At 56.8% G+C, this 21,306-nt stretch carries 22 protein-coding genes; 7 read left to right on the top strand and 15 right to left on the bottom strand.

Annotated features, from left to right (window positions below; all coding sequences use genetic code 11):
- Window positions 1-314: 314 nt before the first annotated feature.
- Together H151_RS17195 and meaB are read left to right on the top strand one after the other, a co-directional pair.
- A complete protein-coding gene (locus H151_RS17195) occupies window positions 315-824 on the top strand; it encodes a CC0125/CC1285 family lipoprotein (protein ID WP_019961966.1) in 510 nt (169 codons plus the stop codon).
- A gap of 55 nt (window positions 825-879) precedes the next feature.
- Entirely contained in the window at window positions 880-1,851 is a 972-nt protein-coding gene (gene meaB / locus H151_RS0112305) for a methylmalonyl Co-A mutase-associated GTPase MeaB (RefSeq protein ID WP_019961965.1), read from the top strand.
- A gap of 370 nt (window positions 1,852-2,221) precedes the next feature.
- On the opposite strand, the gene H151_RS17190 is transcribed toward meaB, so the two are convergent.
- The 3 genes from H151_RS17190 to H151_RS0112290 all read right to left on the bottom strand — a co-directional run bounded on the left by H151_RS17190 (window position 2,222) and on the right by H151_RS0112290 (window position 5,486).
- Window positions 2,222-2,818: a helix-hairpin-helix domain-containing protein gene (locus tag H151_RS17190; protein WP_156823499.1), complete on the bottom strand. Its 597-nt coding sequence runs from the start codon at window positions 2,816-2,818 to the stop codon at window positions 2,222-2,224.
- Between the two features lie 5 nt (window positions 2,819-2,823).
- Complete coding sequence (locus H151_RS0112295; protein ID WP_019961963.1) at window positions 2,824-3,870, bottom strand: glycosyltransferase family protein; 1,047 nt, start codon at window positions 3,868-3,870, stop codon at window positions 2,824-2,826.
- 188 nt (window positions 3,871-4,058) lie between these two features.
- Window positions 4,059-5,486, bottom strand: a complete 1,428-nt coding sequence (locus tag H151_RS0112290; RefSeq protein WP_019961962.1) for a helix-turn-helix domain-containing protein — start codon at window positions 5,484-5,486, stop codon at window positions 4,059-4,061.
- Window positions 5,487-5,625: 139 nt separating this feature from the next.
- Here H151_RS0112290 and aceA point away from each other — a divergent pair, with 139 nt between their 5' ends.
- From aceA to aceB, 3 genes are all read left to right on the top strand, one after another.
- A complete protein-coding gene (gene aceA, locus H151_RS0112285; protein WP_019961961.1) occupies window positions 5,626-6,918 on the top strand; it encodes an isocitrate lyase in 1,293 nt (430 codons plus the stop codon).
- A 92-nt stretch (window positions 6,919-7,010) separates the two neighbouring features.
- Window positions 7,011-7,511: a ribonuclease E activity regulator RraA gene (gene rraA, locus H151_RS0112280; protein ID WP_019961960.1), complete on the top strand. Its 501-nt coding sequence runs from the start codon at window positions 7,011-7,013 to the stop codon at window positions 7,509-7,511.
- 15 nt (window positions 7,512-7,526) lie between these two features.
- Window positions 7,527-9,140 (top strand): malate synthase A, encoded by a 1,614-nt coding sequence (gene aceB / locus H151_RS0112275; protein WP_019961959.1) that lies wholly within the window; start codon window positions 7,527-7,529, stop codon window positions 9,138-9,140.
- A 103-nt stretch (window positions 9,141-9,243) separates the two neighbouring features.
- Here the strand turns inward: aceB and H151_RS0112270 are convergent, their stop codons facing one another.
- Window positions 9,244-9,441: a hypothetical protein gene (locus H151_RS0112270; protein WP_019961958.1), complete on the bottom strand. Its 198-nt coding sequence runs from the start codon at window positions 9,439-9,441 to the stop codon at window positions 9,244-9,246.
- A gap of 226 nt (window positions 9,442-9,667) precedes the next feature.
- On the opposite strand from H151_RS0112270, the gene H151_RS0112265 reads away from it, so the two are divergent.
- Window positions 9,668-9,943 (top strand): HU family DNA-binding protein, encoded by a 276-nt coding sequence (locus H151_RS0112265; RefSeq protein WP_019961957.1) that lies wholly within the window; start codon window positions 9,668-9,670, stop codon window positions 9,941-9,943.
- Between the two features lie 78 nt (window positions 9,944-10,021).
- Here the strand turns inward: H151_RS0112265 and H151_RS0112260 are convergent, their stop codons facing one another.
- The 7 genes from H151_RS0112260 to glmU all read right to left on the bottom strand — a co-directional run bounded on the left by H151_RS0112260 (window position 10,022) and on the right by glmU (window position 17,493).
- Entirely contained in the window at window positions 10,022-11,425 is a 1,404-nt protein-coding gene (locus H151_RS0112260; protein WP_019961956.1) for a class II 3-deoxy-7-phosphoheptulonate synthase, read from the bottom strand.
- Window positions 11,426-11,435: 10 nt separating this feature from the next.
- On the bottom strand, window positions 11,436-12,812 hold the full coding sequence (gene gor / locus H151_RS0112255; protein WP_019961955.1) for a glutathione-disulfide reductase: 1,377 nt from the start codon (window positions 12,810-12,812) through the stop codon (window positions 11,436-11,438).
- 7 nt (window positions 12,813-12,819) lie between these two features.
- A complete protein-coding gene (locus H151_RS0112250; protein WP_019961954.1) occupies window positions 12,820-13,296 on the bottom strand; it encodes a DUF2059 domain-containing protein in 477 nt (158 codons plus the stop codon).
- Window positions 13,297-13,453: 157 nt separating this feature from the next.
- Window positions 13,454-13,927 (bottom strand): DUF2059 domain-containing protein, encoded by a 474-nt coding sequence (locus H151_RS0112245; protein ID WP_019961953.1) that lies wholly within the window; start codon window positions 13,925-13,927, stop codon window positions 13,454-13,456.
- Between the two features lie 25 nt (window positions 13,928-13,952).
- A complete protein-coding gene (rpiA, locus tag H151_RS0112240; RefSeq protein ID WP_019961952.1) occupies window positions 13,953-14,660 on the bottom strand; it encodes a ribose-5-phosphate isomerase RpiA in 708 nt (235 codons plus the stop codon).
- A complete protein-coding gene (locus tag H151_RS0112235) occupies window positions 14,660-16,126 on the bottom strand; it encodes an NAD-dependent succinate-semialdehyde dehydrogenase (protein WP_019961951.1) in 1,467 nt (488 codons plus the stop codon). The genes rpiA and H151_RS0112235 overlap by 1 nt, the downstream gene beginning before the upstream one ends.
- Before the next feature lie 11 nt (window positions 16,127-16,137).
- Entirely contained in the window at window positions 16,138-17,493 is a 1,356-nt protein-coding gene (gene glmU, locus H151_RS0112230; RefSeq protein WP_019961950.1) for a bifunctional UDP-N-acetylglucosamine diphosphorylase/glucosamine-1-phosphate N-acetyltransferase GlmU, read from the bottom strand.
- Window positions 17,494-17,596: 103 nt separating this feature from the next.
- On the opposite strand from glmU, the gene H151_RS16375 reads away from it, so the two are divergent.
- Window positions 17,597-18,289, top strand: a complete 693-nt coding sequence (locus H151_RS16375) for an HAD hydrolase-like protein (protein ID WP_040759598.1) — start codon at window positions 17,597-17,599, stop codon at window positions 18,287-18,289.
- 6 nt (window positions 18,290-18,295) lie between these two features.
- On the opposite strand, the gene H151_RS0112220 is transcribed toward H151_RS16375, so the two are convergent.
- The 4 genes from H151_RS0112220 to ada form a co-directional block, all read right to left on the bottom strand.
- The gene (locus H151_RS0112220; RefSeq protein WP_019961948.1) at window positions 18,296-18,517 is read right to left on the bottom strand and encodes a phosphoglycolate phosphatase; all 222 of its coding nucleotides are present in this window, start codon (window positions 18,515-18,517) and stop codon (window positions 18,296-18,298) included.
- A gap of 444 nt (window positions 18,518-18,961) precedes the next feature.
- A complete protein-coding gene (locus tag H151_RS17580; RefSeq protein WP_156823498.1) occupies window positions 18,962-19,141 on the bottom strand; it encodes a DUF1203 domain-containing protein in 180 nt (59 codons plus the stop codon).
- A gap of 288 nt (window positions 19,142-19,429) precedes the next feature.
- Window positions 19,430-20,122, bottom strand: a complete 693-nt coding sequence (locus tag H151_RS0112210) for a 2OG-Fe(II) oxygenase (protein WP_019961946.1) — start codon at window positions 20,120-20,122, stop codon at window positions 19,430-19,432.
- Window positions 20,119-21,210 (bottom strand): bifunctional DNA-binding transcriptional regulator/O6-methylguanine-DNA methyltransferase Ada, encoded by a 1,092-nt coding sequence (ada, locus tag H151_RS0112205; protein ID WP_019961945.1) that lies wholly within the window; start codon window positions 21,208-21,210, stop codon window positions 20,119-20,121. The genes H151_RS0112210 and ada overlap by 4 nt, the downstream gene beginning before the upstream one ends.
- Between the last annotated feature and the right edge of the window lie 96 nt (window positions 21,211-21,306).

Below are 21,306 nucleotides of genomic sequence, written 5' to 3'. Positions count from 1 at the left end.
GTTGGCACGGATCGGGCGTTAGCCCGCAAGCGCGAACGTCCTCATATAGCCGACAGGCGGTAGGACAAATAAGAAGTGTCCGCCCGCAGCGCAGCGAGGACTTAAGAAAACCTGTCATCCCGGCCTTGAGCCGGGATCTGTTGCGTTTAATGGCAAGGTTTATAGATCCCGGATCTCACTGACGTTCGTCCGGGATGACAGTGTATTATTGACCTAGCCTCGCACCGGTCACCCCAAACTTGACTTTGCCTTGTATCCCCCCTTCCCTTTCTACCGTCCGACCCCCATACTTAGGCCGAAGATGGGAGAGTGAGATGCGCGCAAAACCAGTACTCATCAGCCTGTGCCTAGCCATGTCGGCCTTAGCAGGGTGTGCGAGCACGCAGACCCTTTACGGCCCTGTCCTCGATACCGGCGGTTATCAGACCGGGTATACAGATTTTCGTATCGAGGATAATCGCTGGCGCGTCACCTTCCGCGCCGGGCCTGATGGTCATGAAAACCTGGCCGAGCAATTTGCCCTGCGCCGCGCGGCTGAGCTGAGCGCGCAAGCGGGCTATGATTGGTTTGAAATTGTTCATCGCGAAACCGAAACCGAGGGCTATCAAGATAGCCCCGTCGGTGTCCATGGCAGCGCGAGCACCAGCATCGGTTCACGCGGCTATTCGGCCAGCGGTGTGGGGATTGGCATTTCGATCAATCGCGCGGCAGAACGGCGCTATATCACCCGTATGGAAATTATCGCCGGTCATGGCGAGCGCCCCCATATTCGCGCCTATCTGGTCGATGAAGTCTTAGCGCGCTACCAAGGCCCCCAGATCTAAAGCGCGCATATAAGCCCTTGCCAGCGCGCGGCAAATAGGCTCAACAAAGCCGGCTATGATGGATATTGACGATCTCAGCTTACGCGTTAAACGCGCCGAGCGCGCCGCCCTGGCCCGTGCGATCACGCTGGTGGAATCCACCCGGCCCGATCATCAGGCACAAGCGCGCGCCCTGATCACCGATTTGATGCCCCATACCGGCAAGGCCCAGCGCATTGGCCTGACCGGCGTTCCAGGCGTGGGTAAATCCACATTGATCGAAGCTTTTGGCACCCATCTGACCGCGCGCGGGCATAAGGTGGCGGTGCTGGCCGTTGATCCCTCCTCCAGCCGCACCGGTGGCTCTATTCTGGGCGATAAAACCCGCATGGGCGCGCTCGCCACCGATCCCAATGCCTTTATCCGGCCCAGCCCCTCTGCCGGGACATTGGGCGGGGTCACCCGCAAGACCCGTGAAAGCCTCCTCTTATGTGAAGCAGCGGGTTATGACGTCATCTTGATTGAAACCGTGGGCGTGGGCCAGTCGGAAACCATGGTCGCCGATATGGTCGACGTGTTTGTGGCCCTGATGCTGCCCGGCGCGGGGGATGAATTGCAAGGCATCAAAAAGGGCCTGCTTGAGCTGACGGATATTGTCTTCGTCAACAAGGCTGATGGTGGGAATGAAAGCCGGGCCAAGCGCGCCGCGCGTGATCTTAAAGCCGCTTTCCATCTGCTCGCGCCCAGTAATCCCCATTGGAACCCGGTGGTGCTGACCGGATCGGCGCTGGAACATCAAGGCATGGACACGCTGTGGGAGACGATCGGTCAGCATCGAAAAGCCCTGGACGCGGCAGGTGAGCTAAGCGCCAAACGCGCGCGCCAGCAAATCCGCTGGCTCTGGGCCATGGTCGAAGGCGAAGTGCTTGACCGTTTCAAAGCCCACCGCGATGTTAAAGCTCTGGCGGGTGCCTTAGAAAGCGCGGTGGCGAAAGGGGACCTCCCCGCCAGTGAGGCCGCCCAGCGCCTGTTGGATGTCAAGTTTTAGGGTCTAGGCGCTGGCCTTCTAAGGACAAGACCTGTCACCCCAAACTTGATTGGGGGTCCATTGCGGACGCGGTGAGCTTGGTTCTAATCAATTAGAATAATCGCCAAACTCACGGCATGGATGCCAGATCACGTCTGGCATGACAAAATCCATAATTGTCATCCCGGATTTAATCCGGGATCTATGTACTTAAAAAGGCAACCTCAATAGATCCCGGATCGCGACTTTGAGTGCGCTACCGCCTTTCGGCTACTTGAGCGCTAACGCTTGTCCGGGATGACAGTACGCATTGAAAAGCATAGAGAAAACCGCCCCCTCCGGTCCTGACGGACCACCTCCCCCGCTATCGCAGGGGAGGACGAAGACCGACCTACTGGATCAGGGCTTTAGCCTGGCCCACCCAGTCTTCACGCTCAATCCGGCCACGCGCGCCGATCAAACGATCAAAATGGTCGATATCCTCTGCGCCCCAACCCGCGATTTGCGAGAGGGTTTTGACCCCCGCCTCATTAAGGGCCATTGCCGCCTTGGGCCCTAGCCCCCGGATTTGGGTGAGATCATCGCCCGAAGCTGCCGGCGCTTTAGGAATGGCGCTCTCTTCAGATGCGCCATCACCCCCGCCTTCGATCACGTTAAAGCTAGGCGTAGGGCTTTGCGGCGCTTCAGGATCATGCGCGGCAATCGGCGTATCCTCGCGATGATCAGACGGCGCGCTCATGATTTCAGGCTCACTGGCGGCACCGCGCACCAAGCCATAGGGCGCATTCGATCCGGTCGTGCCACTGGCCCCGGTTTTAATCGCCTCTTTATCCTGCGCTTGAGCGGGCGTGTGACGACGCGCCACGGGTGCGGGTATCGCGCGGCTATCTGGCTCATCCGATTGACCACGCGCCATCCAGCCCACAACTATGCCGCCCAAAAAGGCCAAGCTCAATAAAATCCACATTTGCCAGGTTAGCCATAGCATGACGCTTACTCCTCCTCAGAGCGGATATCAAATTCGACCAGGCGGTGCTGGCTGGGATCGCCGGGGGCCGCGGACAGACGTTCCGCATCCACCCCGCCATTGGCAATAATGGTGATGACGGCCTCTGCGCGTGCTAACGCCAGGGCCTCGCCCTCGCCGTTTTCGCCGCGTTGATCACCGCGCACGCGCACGATCAGGCGCGCGCCATCACAATGGGAGAATGCCTCCCCCATGGCCCGCACCACGGGGCGCGACATGTCGGAAATCCCCGCCTCACCCGGTAAAAACAAAAGATCGCGCTCGCGGCGTACTGCGCGCACCAAGGCGGCACACACCTCTATATCTTGCACGCGAAGGGCTGGGTTTTCACCCGGCGCGCGCACCAAGGCCGTACCGCGTAGCCCATTGGGTAACGCGCTAAACACCCCACGCACCGCCGTTGAGGTTTGCATGGTATCGGCCAAGCCGTGCAGCGCCATAACATCGCCATCAAGCACGATAGAGCCTGAATCGAGGCGTGAAAGCTCCGTCAAGAGGATGCGCACCCCCTCCTCCCACATCTCAGGGGCCAAGCCGGGGGCCAGCTGAAGATGGACCCGTGCACGGCCTGCGAACAGCATTTCGGCCAAGGCATCAATACGCGCGCGCGTTTCATCATCGGGGGCGAAGCCCTCAATCGTGGCGCGACCATTGGCCAATTGCCCGGTGAGGGCAAAGCCATCGCCTTCGGTCTCCAACCGGGTTTCGTCGATCACGCGCGTAATCCCGCCCGAGACGACGCCGCCCACCCAGGACGACATGGACACGGCCTCCAGCGCGCGCGCTTGTTCGGTTTGATTGGGCGCAAGACCTGAAAGGATCGCGACCTGGCCACGCATCGACACTTCGGCCCAGTCGGCGACATTGGCTTGAGTTAAGGCGGCCTCGGCGCGCACTTTTAGGCGATCTTGCAGATTAAAGGCCGACATTGGGCTGGCATAGATCGCCAAAAAACCCAGAACCAGAAAGACACCAACGGCAATGGCAAGCGTTTTACGGCGCGGCGAGAGCATGGACGAGCCTCTCATACAAGGGTGACCACCTTAAAGACCAAAGGCGGCAGAACGGATCAGGCGAGTCAACGCCCGATTGGCCACTAACATAACCTGATACCCCCCGGTGTTGAAAAGACTTTAAGCGTGAAAAGCCCGTAAAAACACCGCTTCCAGGGGGCATTATCCCCACATTCGATGAAAAGCGCCTAATCCTCACCAAAGGCAAAGGGCGAGGCCCCGCGCACATGGTCATCCAACCGGATTTTTCGCTGCATGGGAGGAAAGGCGCGCTGGGCACAATGGGTGCGCTCACACAAGCGACAATTCAGGCCCACGGGCGTGGGCTGATCAAGATCGACCTTATAGGCCAGCCGCTCGGCATGGATGGCATCACAGCCCACGGCCACGACATTCAGGTGCGAAGCCCCGCCGGGACTGGCCCGGCTGATCGCCTTGGCAATCGAGACATATTTCGCCCCATCGGGCAGCTCAATGGCCTGAGCCATCACCCGTTCAGGCGCGCGGAAGGCTTCATAAAGCCCCCAGCGTGCGCAACTGCCCCCAGAGCGCGCAAAGGGGATGACCCCGCCGCCGAAGCGTTTGGAGACATTGCCCGCCTGATCGACGCGCAACAAAAAGAAGCTGACCCCGCGCGCACCGGGCCGGTTCAGGGTCGTCAGGCGGTGACAGACTTGTTCAAAGCTTGCGGTAAATTTGCGTGATAACGCCTCGATATTATAATGCAAATCCTCGGCGGCCTGTTGGAAGGCATCATAGGGCATCATCACGGCGGCAGCGCCATAGCTGACCAGGCTGGCGCGATAGAGCCCACGCGCCATATCCGACAGGTGTTCGGCCTCGCCCAAGACCTGATCAATCGCGCTTTCACATTCTAACAGGATCAAGGTCGCGGCAATGTGGAAAATGCGGCCCTCTTGAGTGAGGTAATCGGACAAAAGCAGCTTGCGCGCATGGTAATCAAACCGGCGCAGCGCCCCGCCCATCACGGCGTCATCATACATGCGCACGCGAATCGAGTGCCGACGATGCAGCCGCTCGGTCAGCCCAGCTTCGATCGGGCCGGAAAACTCCCCACAGCGTCGGCGCAGACCTTGGGCTTCTTCCTCCAAGCTGGGAAAATAATTCTGCGATTTATCAAGTACATCGCGCACTTCTTCCAAGGGCGATAACAGGCCCTGGCCCATCGCCCCACCGCCTTCAACGACCCGCGCGGCCAGATCACTCGCCGTGGCATTACTCTCGCGATAGGCCTGATACAATTTCGCCATCGCATCGGCCGCGCGCGGGTGTGAATCGAGCAAATCCTGTAGGTCGCGCACATCTAAATCGGTGCCCGCCAGGATCGGATCGCCGGTCGCTTCCTTCAAATCGGTCAAAAGTTGGCGGTCGGTTTCGGCCCCAAAGGCGCGCACATCGACATCGAAATTCTGTACCAGCGCCAACAAAACACGCGCCGTGACGGGGCGTTGATTGCGTTCAAGCAAATTCAAATAGCTTGGAGAAACCCCTAAGCTTTCAGCGAATTGCGCCTGGGTCTGCGCAAGATCCTTGCGTAGACGACGCAGGCGCGCACCCGCAAATAATTTTTCCTGTCCAACGCCACTATCTGCCATGTCAATAAATTTACAAACTCACAACAACACAAGTAACAAGAGTATACGCCCTATCTTCTTTATCTGACAAGGCATCTAGACGTTCGCAATTGCAGCGTACACGCTTAACCCACAATAAATACAAAACGGGAAGACAATCATGACCAGCTTTTACGATATTGTACCGGGCGCAGCGAAAGGCCGCTTTGACAACCTTCAACGCAATTATACACCAGAAGATGTTCTGGCGCTGCGGGGCTCTGTTCAAATCAGCCACACCCTGGCCGAGCGCGGTGCCGTCAAACTGTGGGAACTCTTAAATAGCGAGCCCTTCATCAATGCCCTGGGCGCCCTATCTGGCAATCAAGCCATGCAAATGGTGCGCGCGGGCCTAAAAGCGATCTATCTCTCGGGCTGGCAGGTGGCCGCAGATGCCAACACCGCCGGGGCGATGTATCCGGATCAATCCCTCTATCCTGCCAACTCCGCCCCTGAATTGGCGCGCAAGATCAACCGCACTTTACAACGCGCCGATCAGATCGAGGTTTCTGAAACTGGTAAAACCAGCCGTGATTGGTTCGCGCCCATCGTGGCCGATGCCGAAGCCGGCTTTGGCGGTTCCCTCAACTGCTTTGAAATCATGAAGGCCTTCATCGAAGCCGGCGTATCGGGCGTCCATTTCGAAGACCAGGTCGCGGCGGAAAAGAAATGCGGCCATTTGGGCGGCAAGGTTCTGATCCCCACCGCCCAGCATGAGCGTAATCTCAATGCGGCACGCTTGGCCGCCGATGTGATGGGTGTGCCGACCTTGATCGTGGCGCGTACCGATGCGGAAAGCGCAACCTTGATCAATTCAGATATTGATGAACGCGATCATGAGTTTATCGACTTTGATGCCGGGCGCACCCCAGAAGGCTTCTTCCGTCTGAAATCCGGCGTCGGTGTGGATCACTGCATCAAGCGCGGCCTCGCCTATGCCAAGGTTGCAGACCTTTTGTGGTGGGAAACCTCCAAACCCAATCTGGAAGAGGCCAAGCGCTTTGCCGAAGCGGTTCACAAGCACTTCCCCGGCAAGCTGCTCGCGTATAATTGCTCGCCCTCCTTCAACTGGGAAGCCAATCTGGATAAAGCCACCATCGAAACCTATCAGCGTGAGCTGGGCGCGATGGGCTATAAATTCCAATTCGTGACCCTGGCGGGCTTCCACCAGCTTAATCACGGCATGTTCCAATTGGCCTCTGGCTATCGCGATCGCGGTATGGGCGCCTATTCAGAACTGCAACAGGCTGAATTTGCGGCCGAAAAAGATGGCTACACCGCAACGCGTCACCAGCGCGAAGTGGGTACGGGCTATTTCGACAAGGTCAATACCACCCTTTCTGGTGGCCTCGCCTCAACCACAGCGATGGGGCAATCCACCGAGACAGCACAGTTTCAACCGGCTGCGGAATAACGCGAGCCGTTGAGCACCCTTCTGGCTGCACTGGCCTGCTTGAGGGCTCCCCCCTCAAGCAGGCACCTTTTTCTTTCATCCAAGGATAAGATGTGAGCACGCCATATTTTTACACCGCTGATTTATGCGACGCCCATGCGGCCCGCCTGCATGTCCTCGCGCCCGGTTTCACGGCCTTTACAGGCCAAAGCCATATGATGGGCCCGGTCGAAACGCTCAGCTGTCATAATGACAATGGCCTGATCAAACAGGTGCTGGACGAGCCCGGTCAGGGGCGCATTCTGGTCATTGATGGCCAAGCCAGCCTCAATCACGCTTTGATCGGGGGCAATCTGGGCCTGAAAGCGCAAGAGCGCGGCTGGGCCGGTCTGGTCATTGATGGCGCGGTGCGCGACCGTCATGAACTGGCCACCCTCAGCATTGCGATTTTGGCCTTGGGCTCATCGCCCTTAAAATCCGCCCAAAGCGGTGCGGGTGAGCGCGGCCAGCCGATCAGCATTCGTAACACCGTAATCCGGCGAGGGATGTGGCTCTACAGCGATCAGGATGGCCTCGTGATCAGTGCCCAGCCCCTCCACACCGGATCAGCCTGAAAAAGGAGACGCCCCATGCGCGGCGATGATATAACCCTGCCCCAAGGCGTAGAGATTAAAGGCCCGATGAAGTCGGGCTATGAGAGTATTTTGACGCCAGAGGCCTTGCGCCTGATTGCCGATCTCCACCGCCGGTTTGAGGCCGAGCGCCAGCGCCTGCTCAGTGCGCGTACCGCACGCCAATACCGCCTGGATCAAGGCGAAGAGCGCTTGGGCTTTCGCGCCGATACCGCCGATATTCGCGCCGCCGAATGGCGTGTGCGCCCGGCACCGGCCGACCTCATCGACCGCCGCGTAGAAATCACCGGCCCCGTCGATCGTAAAATGATCATCAATGCGCTTAATAGTGGCGCAAAATGCTTCATGGCCGATTTTGAAGATGCCTCCTGTCCGGCCTGGTCAACGATGATTGAAGGCCAGATCAATCTGCGCGATGCCAATGCGCGCACGATTGACTTTACCGATGAAGCCAGCGCCAAGGCCTATGCCCTGAATGCGCAAACCGCCGTTCTGTTGGTACGCGTGCGCGGCTGGCATCTTGATGAAGCCCATATCCAGGTCGATGGCCAAGCGGTGTCGGGCGGGATGTTCGATCTGGCGCTCTATCTCCTCCACAATCATGCGGCCCTCAAAGCCAAAGGCAGCGGGCCTTATATGTACCTGCCCAAGCTGGAAAACCATTTGGAGGCCCGTCTGTGGGCGCTGGTCATTCGCCAGTGCGAAATCGCGCTGGGTCTAGAGGCTGGAACCGTGCGCACGACGGTGCTGATCGAGACCCTACCCGCGGCCTTTGAAATGGATGAAATCCTTTATGAGCTGCGCGACAGCATTTGCGCGCTCAATGCCGGGCGTTGGGATTATATCTTCAGCTATATCAAGCGGCTCAAAGCCAGCCCCGATGCCATCCTGCCCGATCGCGCCCAAGTCACCATGGCCGTGCCCTTTATGGCCGCCTATGCGCGTCATTTGGTGACCACCTGTCACCGGCGCGGGGCCCACGCCATGGGCGGCATGTCCGCCTTCATCCCGGTCAAAAATGATGACGCGGCCAATGAAGCGGCTCTGGATAAAGTGCGCAGCGACAAAACCCGCGAAGCCCAGCTGGGCCATGATGGCGGGTGGGTGGCACACCCAGCCCTGGTGCCGGTCGCGCTGGAGGCATTTGATGCGAGCATGAGCGGGCCTAATCAGCTGGACACCCCCGGCCAAGGCCTTGCCAGCGTGGACGAACTCCTCACCCCATGCGCCGGTCAAATCACCGAAGCGGGCATCAAGAATAATATGGATGTGGGTCTACGCTATATCGCCGCCTGGATGAGCGGGCGCGGTGCCGTGCCGATCCATAATCTGATGGAGGATGCCGCCACCGCCGAGATTGCCCGCGCCCAATTGTGGCAATGGCGCCATCACGGGGCCAAAACCCAAGACGGTAAAGCCATTACCGAAGGCTATCTTCGCGCTTGTCTGGAAAGTGTGGGCCAGGCCATCCGCGCAGAGCTGGGGGCCTTTGCCTGGAGCGAACATCATTTCGACAAGGCCGAGGCCTTGCTGATGTCCCTCGTACTGAGTAAGGACTTCGCCGAATTCCTGACCCTACCGGCGTATGAGAGTGTGAAAACCATAGGTTAAACATGAGGTGGGCGCGCAAAGCCCACCTCCTCGCCCCTCATGTTGCGCACTTCATAGGATACGGCCTGAGACGGTGGCAAGATAGCAACGTATTTAGGTGCCCTTAGCGCTTTTTATAGGGCGGATAGGGTCGGCCCATGATGCGTCCCAGCACAAAGCCGCCTGCGATCGCGCCGACGATGACGGCCCAATCCGGGCTCATCGCGGCCATACGGCACAGATAATAACTGCCCAGGGCGGCGATAAGACCTAATGCCACCTGAACGATTCGCACCCATAAGAGCGTTCCAATTTCGGCCATGGCTCCCTCCCATGGTTTCCAAAATGCAAACAGCGAGCCAGATATTAACCAGATTATTAACCAAATGACACCTCTTAGCCCGTTCAACTGCGCAAAAACAGTCAATTTGCCTGTAATAGCTTGCCAAAGGGCTTCAGAATCGGGCCTGATTAGGTCTATCTGCAAGGGACAGTGTGCGGAGCATTCGCGTGCTGAACCAAAAACTCAAAACCAGGGGGGAACCCTCATGAACAAATCAGAACTCGCCAAAGCTGTATCTGACAAAGCTGGCATCACCCGCGCCCAGGCTGGCGACGCTGTTGACGCGATCATCGAAGCGATCATCGCCTCTGCAAAAGCGGACGACACCGTTCAACTGGCTGGCTTTGGCACCTTCCACGCCAAACATCGTGAAGCGCGCGAAGTGCGCAATCCTCGCACCGGCGAAAAAATGATGTCTGCTGCGAAAACCGCTCTGGCTTTCCGCCCTGCATCAGCTTTGAAAGATCTCGCAAGCCTCTAAGGCCTGCATTTCGACTTTCATTAAAAAGGCCGCTGAGAATTCAGCGGCCTTTTTTAATGCTCAGATTGACGCTTGCACTTATTCCGCCGCCGCAACCGCTTTCTTACGCGCATGGGGCTTTAAGGCTTCTGCGATCTGGAAGGCCATTTCCAGTGCCTGATCGGCATTAAGGCGCGGATCACAATGGGTATGATAGCGCGAGCCCAAATCCGCTTCTGATAAATGCCCGGCCCCACCGACACATTCGGTGACATCGCGGCCCGTCATTTCAAAATGCACCCCGCCTGGCTCAACGCCCTCAGCGCGCAAAACATCAATAAAGCCGGTCAGTTCACGCAAGACCCGATCAAAATCGCGGGTTTTATAGCCATTGCTGGCCTTATGCGTATTGCCGTGCATCGGATCGGACGACCAGACCACCGAGCGCCCAGAGGCTTTCACCTTGCGCGCCAAATTCGGCAAATGCTTTTCAACATTGTCCGCGCCCATACGCGCGATCAAGACAATGCGCCCCGCTTCATCATGGGGGTTGATCGCATCAATCAAGCGGATCAGATCATCGGGATCCAAAGTTGGGCCACATTTGATCCCGATGGGGTTATCCACACCGCGGCAATATTCAACATGCGCACCATCGGGCTGGCGCGTACGATCCCCGATCCAGATCATATGGGCCGAGGTGGCATACCAGCGCCCATTCTCATCGCGCCGGGTCAACGCCTCTTCAAACGGCAGGTGCAGCGCCTCGTGACTGGTGAAGAAATCCACCGATTGCAGGGATGGCGCCGCATCCCCGGTCACACCGCATGCCCGCATGAAGGCCAAGGCCTCACTGATCCGGTCCGCATAAGACTGATAGGTCTTACCCGCCGGGCTGTTGGCCAGGAAGTCCAACGTCCATTGATGCACATTATCAAGGTCGGCATACCCGCCCGAGGCCAAGGCGCGCAGCAGGTTCAAAGTCGAGGCCGATTGATCATAGGCCCGGATCAGGCGTTTTGGATCGGGTGTGCGGCTTTCCAAGGTAAAGGCCGCATCATTGACGCTATCACCGCGATAGCTGGGCAGCTCCACCCCATCAATAATCTCAGTATCAGAAGAGCGCGGCTTGGCAAATTGGCCCGCAATCCGGCCCACTTTGACCACCGGCTTAGAGGCGGCAAAGGTCAAAACCACGGCCATCTGCAAGAGAACGCGGAAAGTATCGCGCACGCCCTCCGCGGAGAATTCGCGGAAGCTTTCCGCACAATCCCCGCCTTGGAGCAAGAAGGCTTCACCAGCGGCGACTTTGGCAAGGCCGCGCTTCAAACGACGCGCTTCACCCGCGGACACCAGCGGCGGACGGCCCGATAGATCGGCCTCCACCTCTTTCAAGATATTCAAATCTGGATAGTTTGGCATCTGGCGCGCTTCATATTGACGCCAACTCTCAGGGCTCCAGGCCTTGAGGGTCTTTTCAGTCAATCCTTCGCGCGTCGTCATTGTCCTCATCCTATCCTTTGTTCGGGACGTATTTGTCCTTTAGCGTCACTAACTCTTCAGCCACCGTGGGGTGAACGGCGCATGTGGCGTCGAATTGAGCCTTCGTCAATCCGGCCTTCACCGCAATCCCCACCGCCTGGATGATTTCTGGGGCATCATCGCCAACAATATGCACGCCAATCACGCGCTGGTCATCGGCTTTGACCACCAGCTTCATCATCATACGGCTTTGCTCACCCGACAAGACATTCTTCATCGGACGGAAATCGGTTTTATAAACTTCGACTTCGCCATGTTGCGCCACAGCATCACTTTCGCTGAGCCCGACACTGCCCACCGGCGGCTGAGTAAAGACGGCACTGGCAATATCGCTATGATCATAGGCCGTTGGGCGGCCATGGACCAAGGTTTCAACAAAGCACACGCCTTCGCGGATCGCCACCGGGGTCAGATTGACCCGATTGGTGACATCACCCACAGCATAGATATTATCAATATTGGTTTTGGAATAGGCATCGACTTTAACTGCGCCCGCACCATCGAGCGCCACGCCCGCCGCCTCCAGGCCCAGCCCGGCGGTATAGGGCACACGGCCAATCGCCAATACGACCTGATCGGCGCGTAGCACATCCCCATTGGTGAGGTGGGCGTTGATCACGCTATCGCTGTCTTTTTCCAGCTTGGCAAAGACGGTGTTGGTGATGAGTTTGACGCCTGAACGCTCCAGCGCGGCATGGATGTGATCGCGCACATCCTCATCAAACCCACGTAGGACTTTATCGCCGCGATACACCAGGCTGACATCGACGCCCAGTCCCGCAAAGACATGGGCAAACTCACACGCGATATAGCCTCCGCCCGCGATCACCAGGCTTTTAGGCAAGGTTTCAAGATGGAATACCTCATTCGAGGTGATGGCGTGCTCGACGCCCTCTAAATCTTCAGGTTTGAACGGATAGCCGCCCACAGCGATCAAGATATGCTTGGCTGTGACCTCGCGCCCTTCAGGGTGCAAGATCAGGGTATGGGCATCTTTCATCGTCGCGCGCGCATTGATCAACTCAACGCCCGCCCCGCCCAGATTGCGGGTATAAATGCCCGACAAACGCTCTACTTCATTCAGCATGGCATCGCGGAAAGTGGCCCAGTCGAAGCGCACATTGTCCGCCGACCAGCCATAGCCCTTGGCCCCTTTGAAGGCTTTGCCAAATTGGCTGGCATAGACCATATATTTCTTGGGCACGCAGCCGCGGATCACACAGGTACCGCCCGGCTTATGCTCTTCAGCCACAGCGACTTTCCAGCCCGCCTGCGCGGCCAGGCGCGCTGAACGCACCCCGCCAGAGCCGGCACCAATCACGAAGAGGTCGTAGTCAAAATGGGTCATGTATTACCTAGTTTTCGAAGATGGCATGAAGATCGGCAAGTTTGTCTTGAATAATTTCTTGCCCAATTCTAGCGCTGCGTGCTTCTGCTTCCCTTAAGAGAAGGGGCTGTTTTTCAATATAAGCCCGACCGACCTCACTGGAAAAAAACACTTCCAAGCCCAGCAATTCCTCAAGAGAGAAATGGTCGGCATAAATCTCTGCATACAAATCCGCATAAAGAGGACCTGCGTTTTGAAAAGCCTCGAGAAAAATCGCCTCTACCTGCTCCATTTGGGCATCTGTTGCATTTGGAATCTCCGCCCGAATACCGGGCATGATCCGTGGAACGATGAGGGCTGCAGCTTCGGCTGCCATCTCATTCATTTTCGCCAAAGTCACAACTTCACGCGCTATAATATATCTTTGTTCTTCATCTGATTGCGCAAAAACTTGAGGCGTGATGCCTAAAATCAAAATAAGTGCCAAAATTTTCCGAATAAACATGTCATCCCCTAGGTAAATCAAAAGCCCTCATGAAAAGAGAGCTTAACGCTATAAATACGCCATTTGAGTTAAGTGAAAATCTGCTTCTCATCAAGGATAGATAATCCAGATGAAATTTTATTCCATCGCGCCTTGAGCGCAGCCTTCTTCCTGAAAACTATTCGCTTATGATTTCAAAAAGTTCAGGGGTCATACGAGCAAAAAATTCACTGTTCAGTCGCCCACCCACATCAGTTATTTCTTCATGCATGACATATCTCTTAGCCGTAAAAGCTAAGCCAGCGTCTGAACTAAAAAAAGCGGCTATACTCGCCAGCTGCTCAGGGGTGTAATTATTCACCATGACCACAGCGAGGGCACGTTCTAAATCGTCTTTAGATTCTTCGTGGTGTCGAATAAAAAGACTTTTTATGCGTTCGCCTTGCTCATCGGTCAAATTTGGATACTCATTGCGTGCCCAATCAGCAAACATCTGAGCTTCCTCATTGGCATTACCCCAAGTCCGCTCAAACATATTCGTGGCCCGTACATACTCGAGCGCCGATTGCATAGCGTTATCATCTTGATTTTGCGCAAAACTACTCGACACTACAGACAGCATCAAAACACACGCACTGATAAGCTGGGCCATAGCCCCCTCCCCTCAAAATTCTAAATTATAATTCCATCACCCGGGCACCCTTGTCCTCACCGACAATCACGACACGGGCCAAGTCGATGAAAAGGCCATGATCCACGACCCCGGCGATATTGGCCAGAGCATTGGCCGAAGCCTCAGGGTCCGGGATCTCCCCACAGGCACAATCGAGGATGTAATTGCCGCCATCGGTTATCAAAGGCTCGCGCCCGTCCGCGAGACAGCGCAGCTCCACCTCGGGCTTGGCGACACCGGTCTTGCGCAAGGCTTCAAAAATCTTCTTCGCGGTAATGGTAAAGCCGAAGGGATCAACCTCGACCGGTAAAGGGAACTGCCCCAAACGACCCACCAACTTGGTCTCATCAATCACCACGACCATCAAATCTGAAGCCGCCGCGATAATCTTCTCGCGGAGCAGGCACGCCCCGCCGCCCTTGATCAAGCGAAAGCGGCCATCCACCTCATCCGCGCCATCAATCGTGACATCGATCTTGCTGGCGTGTTCAATTGGCATCAGGGGCACTTTATGATCGAGGGCGATTTGCTCGGTCGCTTTTGAGGTCGGAATACCTTGAATATTCAGGCCCTCTTTCTGGATGCGTTCGGCCAACAGGCGCACGAAAATCGCCGCCGTCGACCCAGAGCCCAGCCCCACCGTCATGCCATCTTCGACATAGGTGAGCGCCGCTTTGGCGGCATTGGTTTTTTGTTCTGCTGCGCTGGACATTACTCAACATCTCCTAACAGGACGAACTTCAAGTTCGTAAATTCTTCCACGCCCCATTTACCGCCTTCGCGCCCGATACCGGACTGCTTGACCCCGCCAAAAGGCGTCGCCGGAGAGCCAACGGAGGGCGCATTGACCGCGACCATGCCATAATCAAGGCCTTCACTGAGGCGATAAACGCGGCCAATATCGCGCGTATACACGTAAGCGGCTAGTCCATAAGGTGTGTTATTGGCCATGGCGAGAATGTCCGCTTCATCCTTGGCACGATAGACCGAGGCGACGGGGCCAAAAATCTCGCTATTCCAGATCTTTGAGGCCGATGAAGCCCCTTCAATCAAGGTCGGCTCAAAAAACGCCCCGCCCAAGCGCGCACGCAGGGAATGCCCACCGCTTAACACGGTGCCACCATGGTCTTGAGCATCGCGCACCAGATCTTCAATCCGCTCTAAGGCTTCAAGATGGATCACAGGGCCGATTTTAACGTCCCGATCAAAGCCATCACCGACCTTGACCGCCTCGATGGCAGGTTTCAGCTTGGCGAGGAAGGCATCGGCCACGCCCTCCTGGACGATAATGCGATTGGCACAGACGCAGGTCTGGCCCCCGGCGCGAAATTTTGAATGGATGACGCCAGCGACGGCCTTATCCAAATCGGCATCATCCATAATGATGAAGGGCGCATTGCCGCCCAGCTCCAACGCGACCCGTTTGACGCCCTTGGCGGCCTGTTCCATCAACAACTTACCAACCTCGGTAGACCCGGTGAAACCAATCATCGCCACGTCATCTGAGCCGGTTAAAACCGGGCCAATCTCTTTAGCCTCACCGGTGATCATGTTGAAAACGCCCGGCGGGAAGCCCGCCCGGTCCGCCAGCTCCGCCAGCGCCAAAGCGGTCAGCGGGGTATCTTCGGCGGGCTTTATCACAATCGTACACCCCGCCGCCAGGGCCGGGGCGCATTTACGCGTGATCATCGCAGCGGGAAAATTCCAAGGCGTAATACACCCTACAACGCCAACGGGTTGGCGGATGGTCCAGCCGCGCGTACCGGCGCGTTGCACCGGGATCGTCTCGCCATACAGGCGTTTGGCTTCCTGCGCGGACCAGGTGACAAAGCCCGCACCATAATCAATCTCGCCCTTGGCCTCTTCAAAGGGCTTACCCATTTCACTGGTCAACAGCGTGGCAAGATCGTCTTTGTTCTCAAGGATCAAATCATGCCAGCGCTGGATCAAGACTTCACGCTCGAAGGGACTGACTTTTTTCCAGCTTTGAAAGGCCTGATGGGCCGCCTTCACCGCCTTGTGCGCGCCCTCGGCCTCGATATCGGCGACCTCGGCCAAGGGGGCCATATTGGCCGGATTGATCACCTGAAACCGCGTTTGCGCCCCCACCCATTCGCCCTTGATATAGCTATCGGTTTTAAAAAGGGTGGGATCGTTCAAACGCGATTTCAGGTCCATCATGCTAATCCTTATTCGGTCGGTTTTTTCTCTTTACGCGCCGCCTTGGCTGCACGAAAGCGCACAGCCCAGCCGGTCTTCACCTCTTGGTGCGCGCGCGCCAGCGCCAGCGCATCCTCAGGCACATCCTTGGTGATCACCGCGCCAGAGCCCGTAAAGGCCCCAGCCCCAATGGTCACCGGTGCCACCAAAGCGGAGTTGGAGCCGATGAAAGCGCCTTCCCCGATAATGGTCTTGTGCTTGTCAAAGCCATCATAGTTACAGGTAATTGTGCCTGCGCCGATATTGGCCTTCGCGCCAATCTCTGCATCACCGATATAGGAAAGATGATTGACTTTTGCCCCCTTCCCGACTGCGGCTTTTTTGGTCTCAACGAAATTGCCGATCTTGACGCCGTCGTCCAGCTTGGTCCCCGGACGCAAGCGCGCATAGGGGCCGATGTCGGCGTTCTGACCGATCACAGCGCCTTCCACATGCGAGAAGGCTTTAATCGTTGTGCCGGTACCAATCTTGACCCCTGGGCCAAAGACAACATGCGGTTCAACCACAACATCATTTGCGACTTCAGTGTCATAAGAGAAGAATGTCGAGGCCGGATCCATCAGGGTCACGCCCGCATCCATCATTTTATTTCGCATGCGAACTTGAAAAGCCGCCTCAGCCTGCGCCAAATCGCGGCGCGAATTAACGCCCAGAATATCTTCCGCCGGAGCTGTCACCACAGCGCAGGACTTGCCCGCTTGACGGGCTAAACCCACGACATCTGTCAGGTAATATTCACCCTTGGCATTGTCATTCGTCACATGGCTTAACAACTCAAAGACCAGCTTGGCCGAACCGGCAATCAATCCGGCATTGCACAGACGCACCGCCAATTGCGCCGGGCTGGCATCCTTGGCCTCAACAATCGCTTCTAAAGTTCCATTTTCAGCGACGATCAACCGCCCGTAGGAGCCCGGTTCATCCGGCTCAAAGCCAACTGCGACGATGTCCGTGCCTTCTTCCAGCTTTTGAAACACCGCTTCAATGGTTTCGGCCTGAATCAGCGGCGTATCCCCACATAAAACAATCAGATTTCCGTCAAAGTCTTGAAGGGCACTCTGCGCGCATTGCACCGCATGACCCGTGCCTTGAGGAGGATCTTGAAGGGCTGCACGCGCGCCGCGCGCTTCAGCCGCCTCTTTCACCGCCGGGGAATGGGCACCCCAGATCACGACTTTGTCGTGGGCTTTGACCGCATCGGCTAGGTCCAAAGCCCAGTCGAGCATGGAAAGCCCCCCGACCTTGTGAAGCGGTTTGGCAAGCGTAGATTTCATGCGTGTGCCAAAACCTGCAGCCATGATGAGCGCGGCGCGAGAGCGGGTCATGATGCGTCCCCATATTTTTATAAGGTGCGAAGGCGAATAGAGGGCGCTATAGCGTAAAGTGCTTAGAGATGCGAGCCTTATGACCGCAGATGGAGGGGATGACATGTCGAAAACAATTTTTGCAAATGCCCAAATCGCCTGGGATTTAGATGGCACTTTGGTCAATACCGCGCCAGATCTCTTACGCGCGCTCAATCTGACCCTCGCCCCTTTAGGCTTAGGCCCCGTCCCCTTGGAGGTCATTGCCGAAATGGTGGGCCAAGGCAGCCGGCACATGATCCGCAATGCCCTGAACCATTGCGATCACACCTATAGCGAAGATCAGATCGAAGCCCTACTGCCCTTGTTTATGGATCATTATAGCGATGACATTGCTGCGCATAGCCATCCCTTTGAGGGTGTTCTTGAGACCCTGACATCGTTGAAAGCGCAAGGCGCAGCGCTGTGCGTGTGCACCAATAAGCCGACCCGCCTGGCACGTCAGCTGATCGAAGCGCTGGATATGACCCACTTTTTTGATCGGATCATTGGCCCCGAAGAAGCTCCCGCCAAAAAGCCCGACGCCTTGCATATTCACGCCGCCTTTGGTGGGCAGATGCGCGCCTATAGCGCCATGATTGGGGATGCGGAACCCGATGCACGCGCGGCGCAAAACGCTAAAATCCCCTGCCTGCTCTACACCAAGGGCTATAGCGAAAAGCCGGTCGACACACTGGGTGCCGACCGGCTTTTTGATCATCACGCTGAGATTGAAAACCTCCTCCTGGAGGTGTGGTCAACACAGGCGGATTTATAACGCCAATTAAGCGGAGCGACGCTCGCTTGAATTGCGGTCATTGGCGGGACGTGGGAAGCCATTGACCATGTTGGAGCGCACGTCGCAGCGTGCTGAGCGCATAGCGGGCATGAAGCCAGCTTCTACGAGGTCAATATTGACGTCGTAGCCACGCTCTTTCCAGTAAGCTTCAATACGTTGTTTCAGGCGACGCGCCCCTTCAGGGGTGCATAGATCATTTGCTGCCATAGTCTAACTACTCCACTGAGCGCGCACCTTCCATCGGGCGCGCCATAGCTTTCATCAAAGAGGAAATCGGCGCTCGTCCTACACGGACTCAAGCTGTGATGTCTATATATATCAATTTTTATGATGACGAAAGTATGACGCCACGATTTTTTTAAAAAAATCGAGCAAGGCAGCTATGCAAAATTTCATACCTGCCTTCATCGAAAGAACAGGCTTGACTGCACATACTGTTTCGCGTACTCAGCGCGCCCTTCGACTATGGCGCGTCTATTAAACGCTTTCAACCACGTTTAGCGCCTGAGGCTTTATCTCGCACTCTGCCCTCCAGCAGAGCGGCGTGACTACGCACATCAATGCACCTTCGCGACATGACAACCCTATCAAGAGAATGTGACTGATTCATGCACACGCTGCAGTTGGGCAGCGACCTTTTGCAGTTGAGCCTTATTTATAGGTAATTTCAGTAAGATAGCTCCCTGACTGTGCAGAGCGCACATGAATGCGCTCAATATTGGGATTATCAAACATCGCCGCGACAATCCCTCGCATATCCTCATGCCAATGGGCCAGATCCACAGCGTTCATCATACCTGCTGCACATATCCCCCGAATCGAACAGGTCATCGCCTCAAACTAGGCATGAAGCGCATCACACGAGACGTGGCACTGCATTTTGTTCGGACGAATACAAACTGAAAAGTTTGAACAATGGAATGTTTGCACGGACAAAGTCGGACAATAGATCACCAAAATGTGGTCTGCGGCGGCAGGATTATTCATCGTTATGCGGTAGGGACAGTCTCGCGACCCCTCAATTGTTATCCACTTTCTCGATTTTGCGCCCATTGCGATTCGTCCATGGCCCCAAAAGGGCACGAAGGCAGTCGAGCGTCAGGCGCGTAAAGCCATCTTCTACTGCGCATTGTGCAGGATCAGGCCCAGGACATAGCGCGCGCCGCGCGTCAGCTGGCTGACCCCATGGCGGACATTGACCCGGTAATAACCGCGCGCGCCTTTATGGGGACGATGACGCACGGGAAAGATCAGGAGATCGCCCTGATCAGGGGTCAGGACATGGGGGCGCGATTGCATGCGCGGGCGCTGTTCGGTGAGCACCGTCTCTCCCCCATCATAGTCTTCGCCCTTCTGGCTCAACATCAATGCGGCCTGGATCGGGAAGACATGCTCGCCATAGAGGTCCTGGTGCAGGCAGTTATAATCGCCGGGACCATATTTCAGCATCAAGGGCGTAGGGCGAAGCTGGCCCGCGTTCGCACACAGGGCCAGATAATCCTCATGGGTTCTGGGATACTCACCCGCCTCCCCCAGCATGGCGCGCCAGTTTTGCGCGATAGGGCGTAAAGTCTCATAAAGCTGGGCGCGCCACAGGCCAAGCGGCTTCACCAAGGGATCGGCGAAATATTGATACTCCCCCGCGCCAAAGCCATGACGGGCCATATGAACACGGCTGCGAAATAGGTCTTCGCGGGCATAGAGCGCAATGAGGTCCTGACACAATGCGGGCGTGACGGCCTTTTTCGCGCGATGCCAACCCAGCGTGTTGAGATCGCGCTCAACGCGCCCCTCCTCAATGTTCAGCCTCATGAGGCCAGCGCCTCACGCGCCAACAGGGCCTCTTTACGCTCTACGCCCCAGCGATAGCCCGACAGCGAGCCATCCTGGCGCACCACGCGGTGACACGGGATCGCAACAGCAATGCGGTTGGTGGCACACGCCTTGGCCACCGCGCGCGAGGCTTTGGGCTGTCCCAGTTTTTGCGCCAATTGCGAATAGCTGACCGTTTCACCGGGCGGAATGGTCCGTAGCGCCTGCCACACCTGCTGCTGGAACACGGTGCCGCGAATATCCAGCGGCAAGTCCAGACCCTGATGCGGATCTTCAACATGGCCAATAATCGCCGCCATCCAGGCTTCGAACTCTTCGTCCCCCCCGACCAGCTCCGCATCCGCGAAATCAGCCTGAAAGTCTTCGATCAAACGCTCTGGACTATCGCCCAGCAGGATCGAGCAAACCCCACGCGCACTGGCCGCGACCAGAATATGCCCCAGCGAGCACGGCCCCAAACCAAAGCGGATCACCTCGCCCTTGGCTTTTTTATTCAACCGCGCGGGAGCTACACTTAAATCCCTGGCCGCATCGACATAAAACCGGCTGGCAGAGTTATAGCCCGCATCATAAATCGCTTCGGTCACACTGCGCGCCTTCGCTAAGCGCGCACGCACCCTTTGCGCGCGATTGGCCTTGGCATAGGCCTTCGCCGTCATGCCCATATGGGCCTTGAACAGGCGATGAAAATGATAGGCGCTGATCCCCACATGACGCGCCAGATCATCAAGACTGGGCTCTTCCTCGGCCGTCTCGATCAGGCGGCAAGCCTCAATAATTTTGGCGCGATGGATGTCCTTCAGACTGGCCCCATCGGGCTTGCAGCGTTTACACGCGCGCAGCCCCGCCGCGCGCGCGGCCTCTCGGCTATCAAAAAACTGGACATTTTGACGCTTCGCCCCACGGGACGCACATGACGGGCGGCAATACACCCCCGTCGTCATCACGCCATACCAGAACACCTCATCGGCGTTCGCATCGCGCGCGCGAACCGCGGCCCAGCGGGCCTCATCATCAGGCCAGGCATCTTGATCATTCGCAGGCTGGGTCATCACAGGGACACGCATTGCTTCTTCCTTCTCAGCATAAAGCCATAGCCCAAAGTGACATCTAACATTATGCAGGCCATCCGCGTTCTTGCGCTCAAATCGCTTTGAGATCCC

Origin of the sequence: Woodsholea maritima DSM 17123 (genome assembly GCF_000382325.1) — a bacterium.
Lineage (GTDB): Bacteria > Pseudomonadota > Alphaproteobacteria > Caulobacterales > Maricaulaceae > Woodsholea > Woodsholea maritima.
Note: the sequence above shows the minus strand (reverse complement) of the source record. Positions and strands in the feature narration are given on the sequence as shown.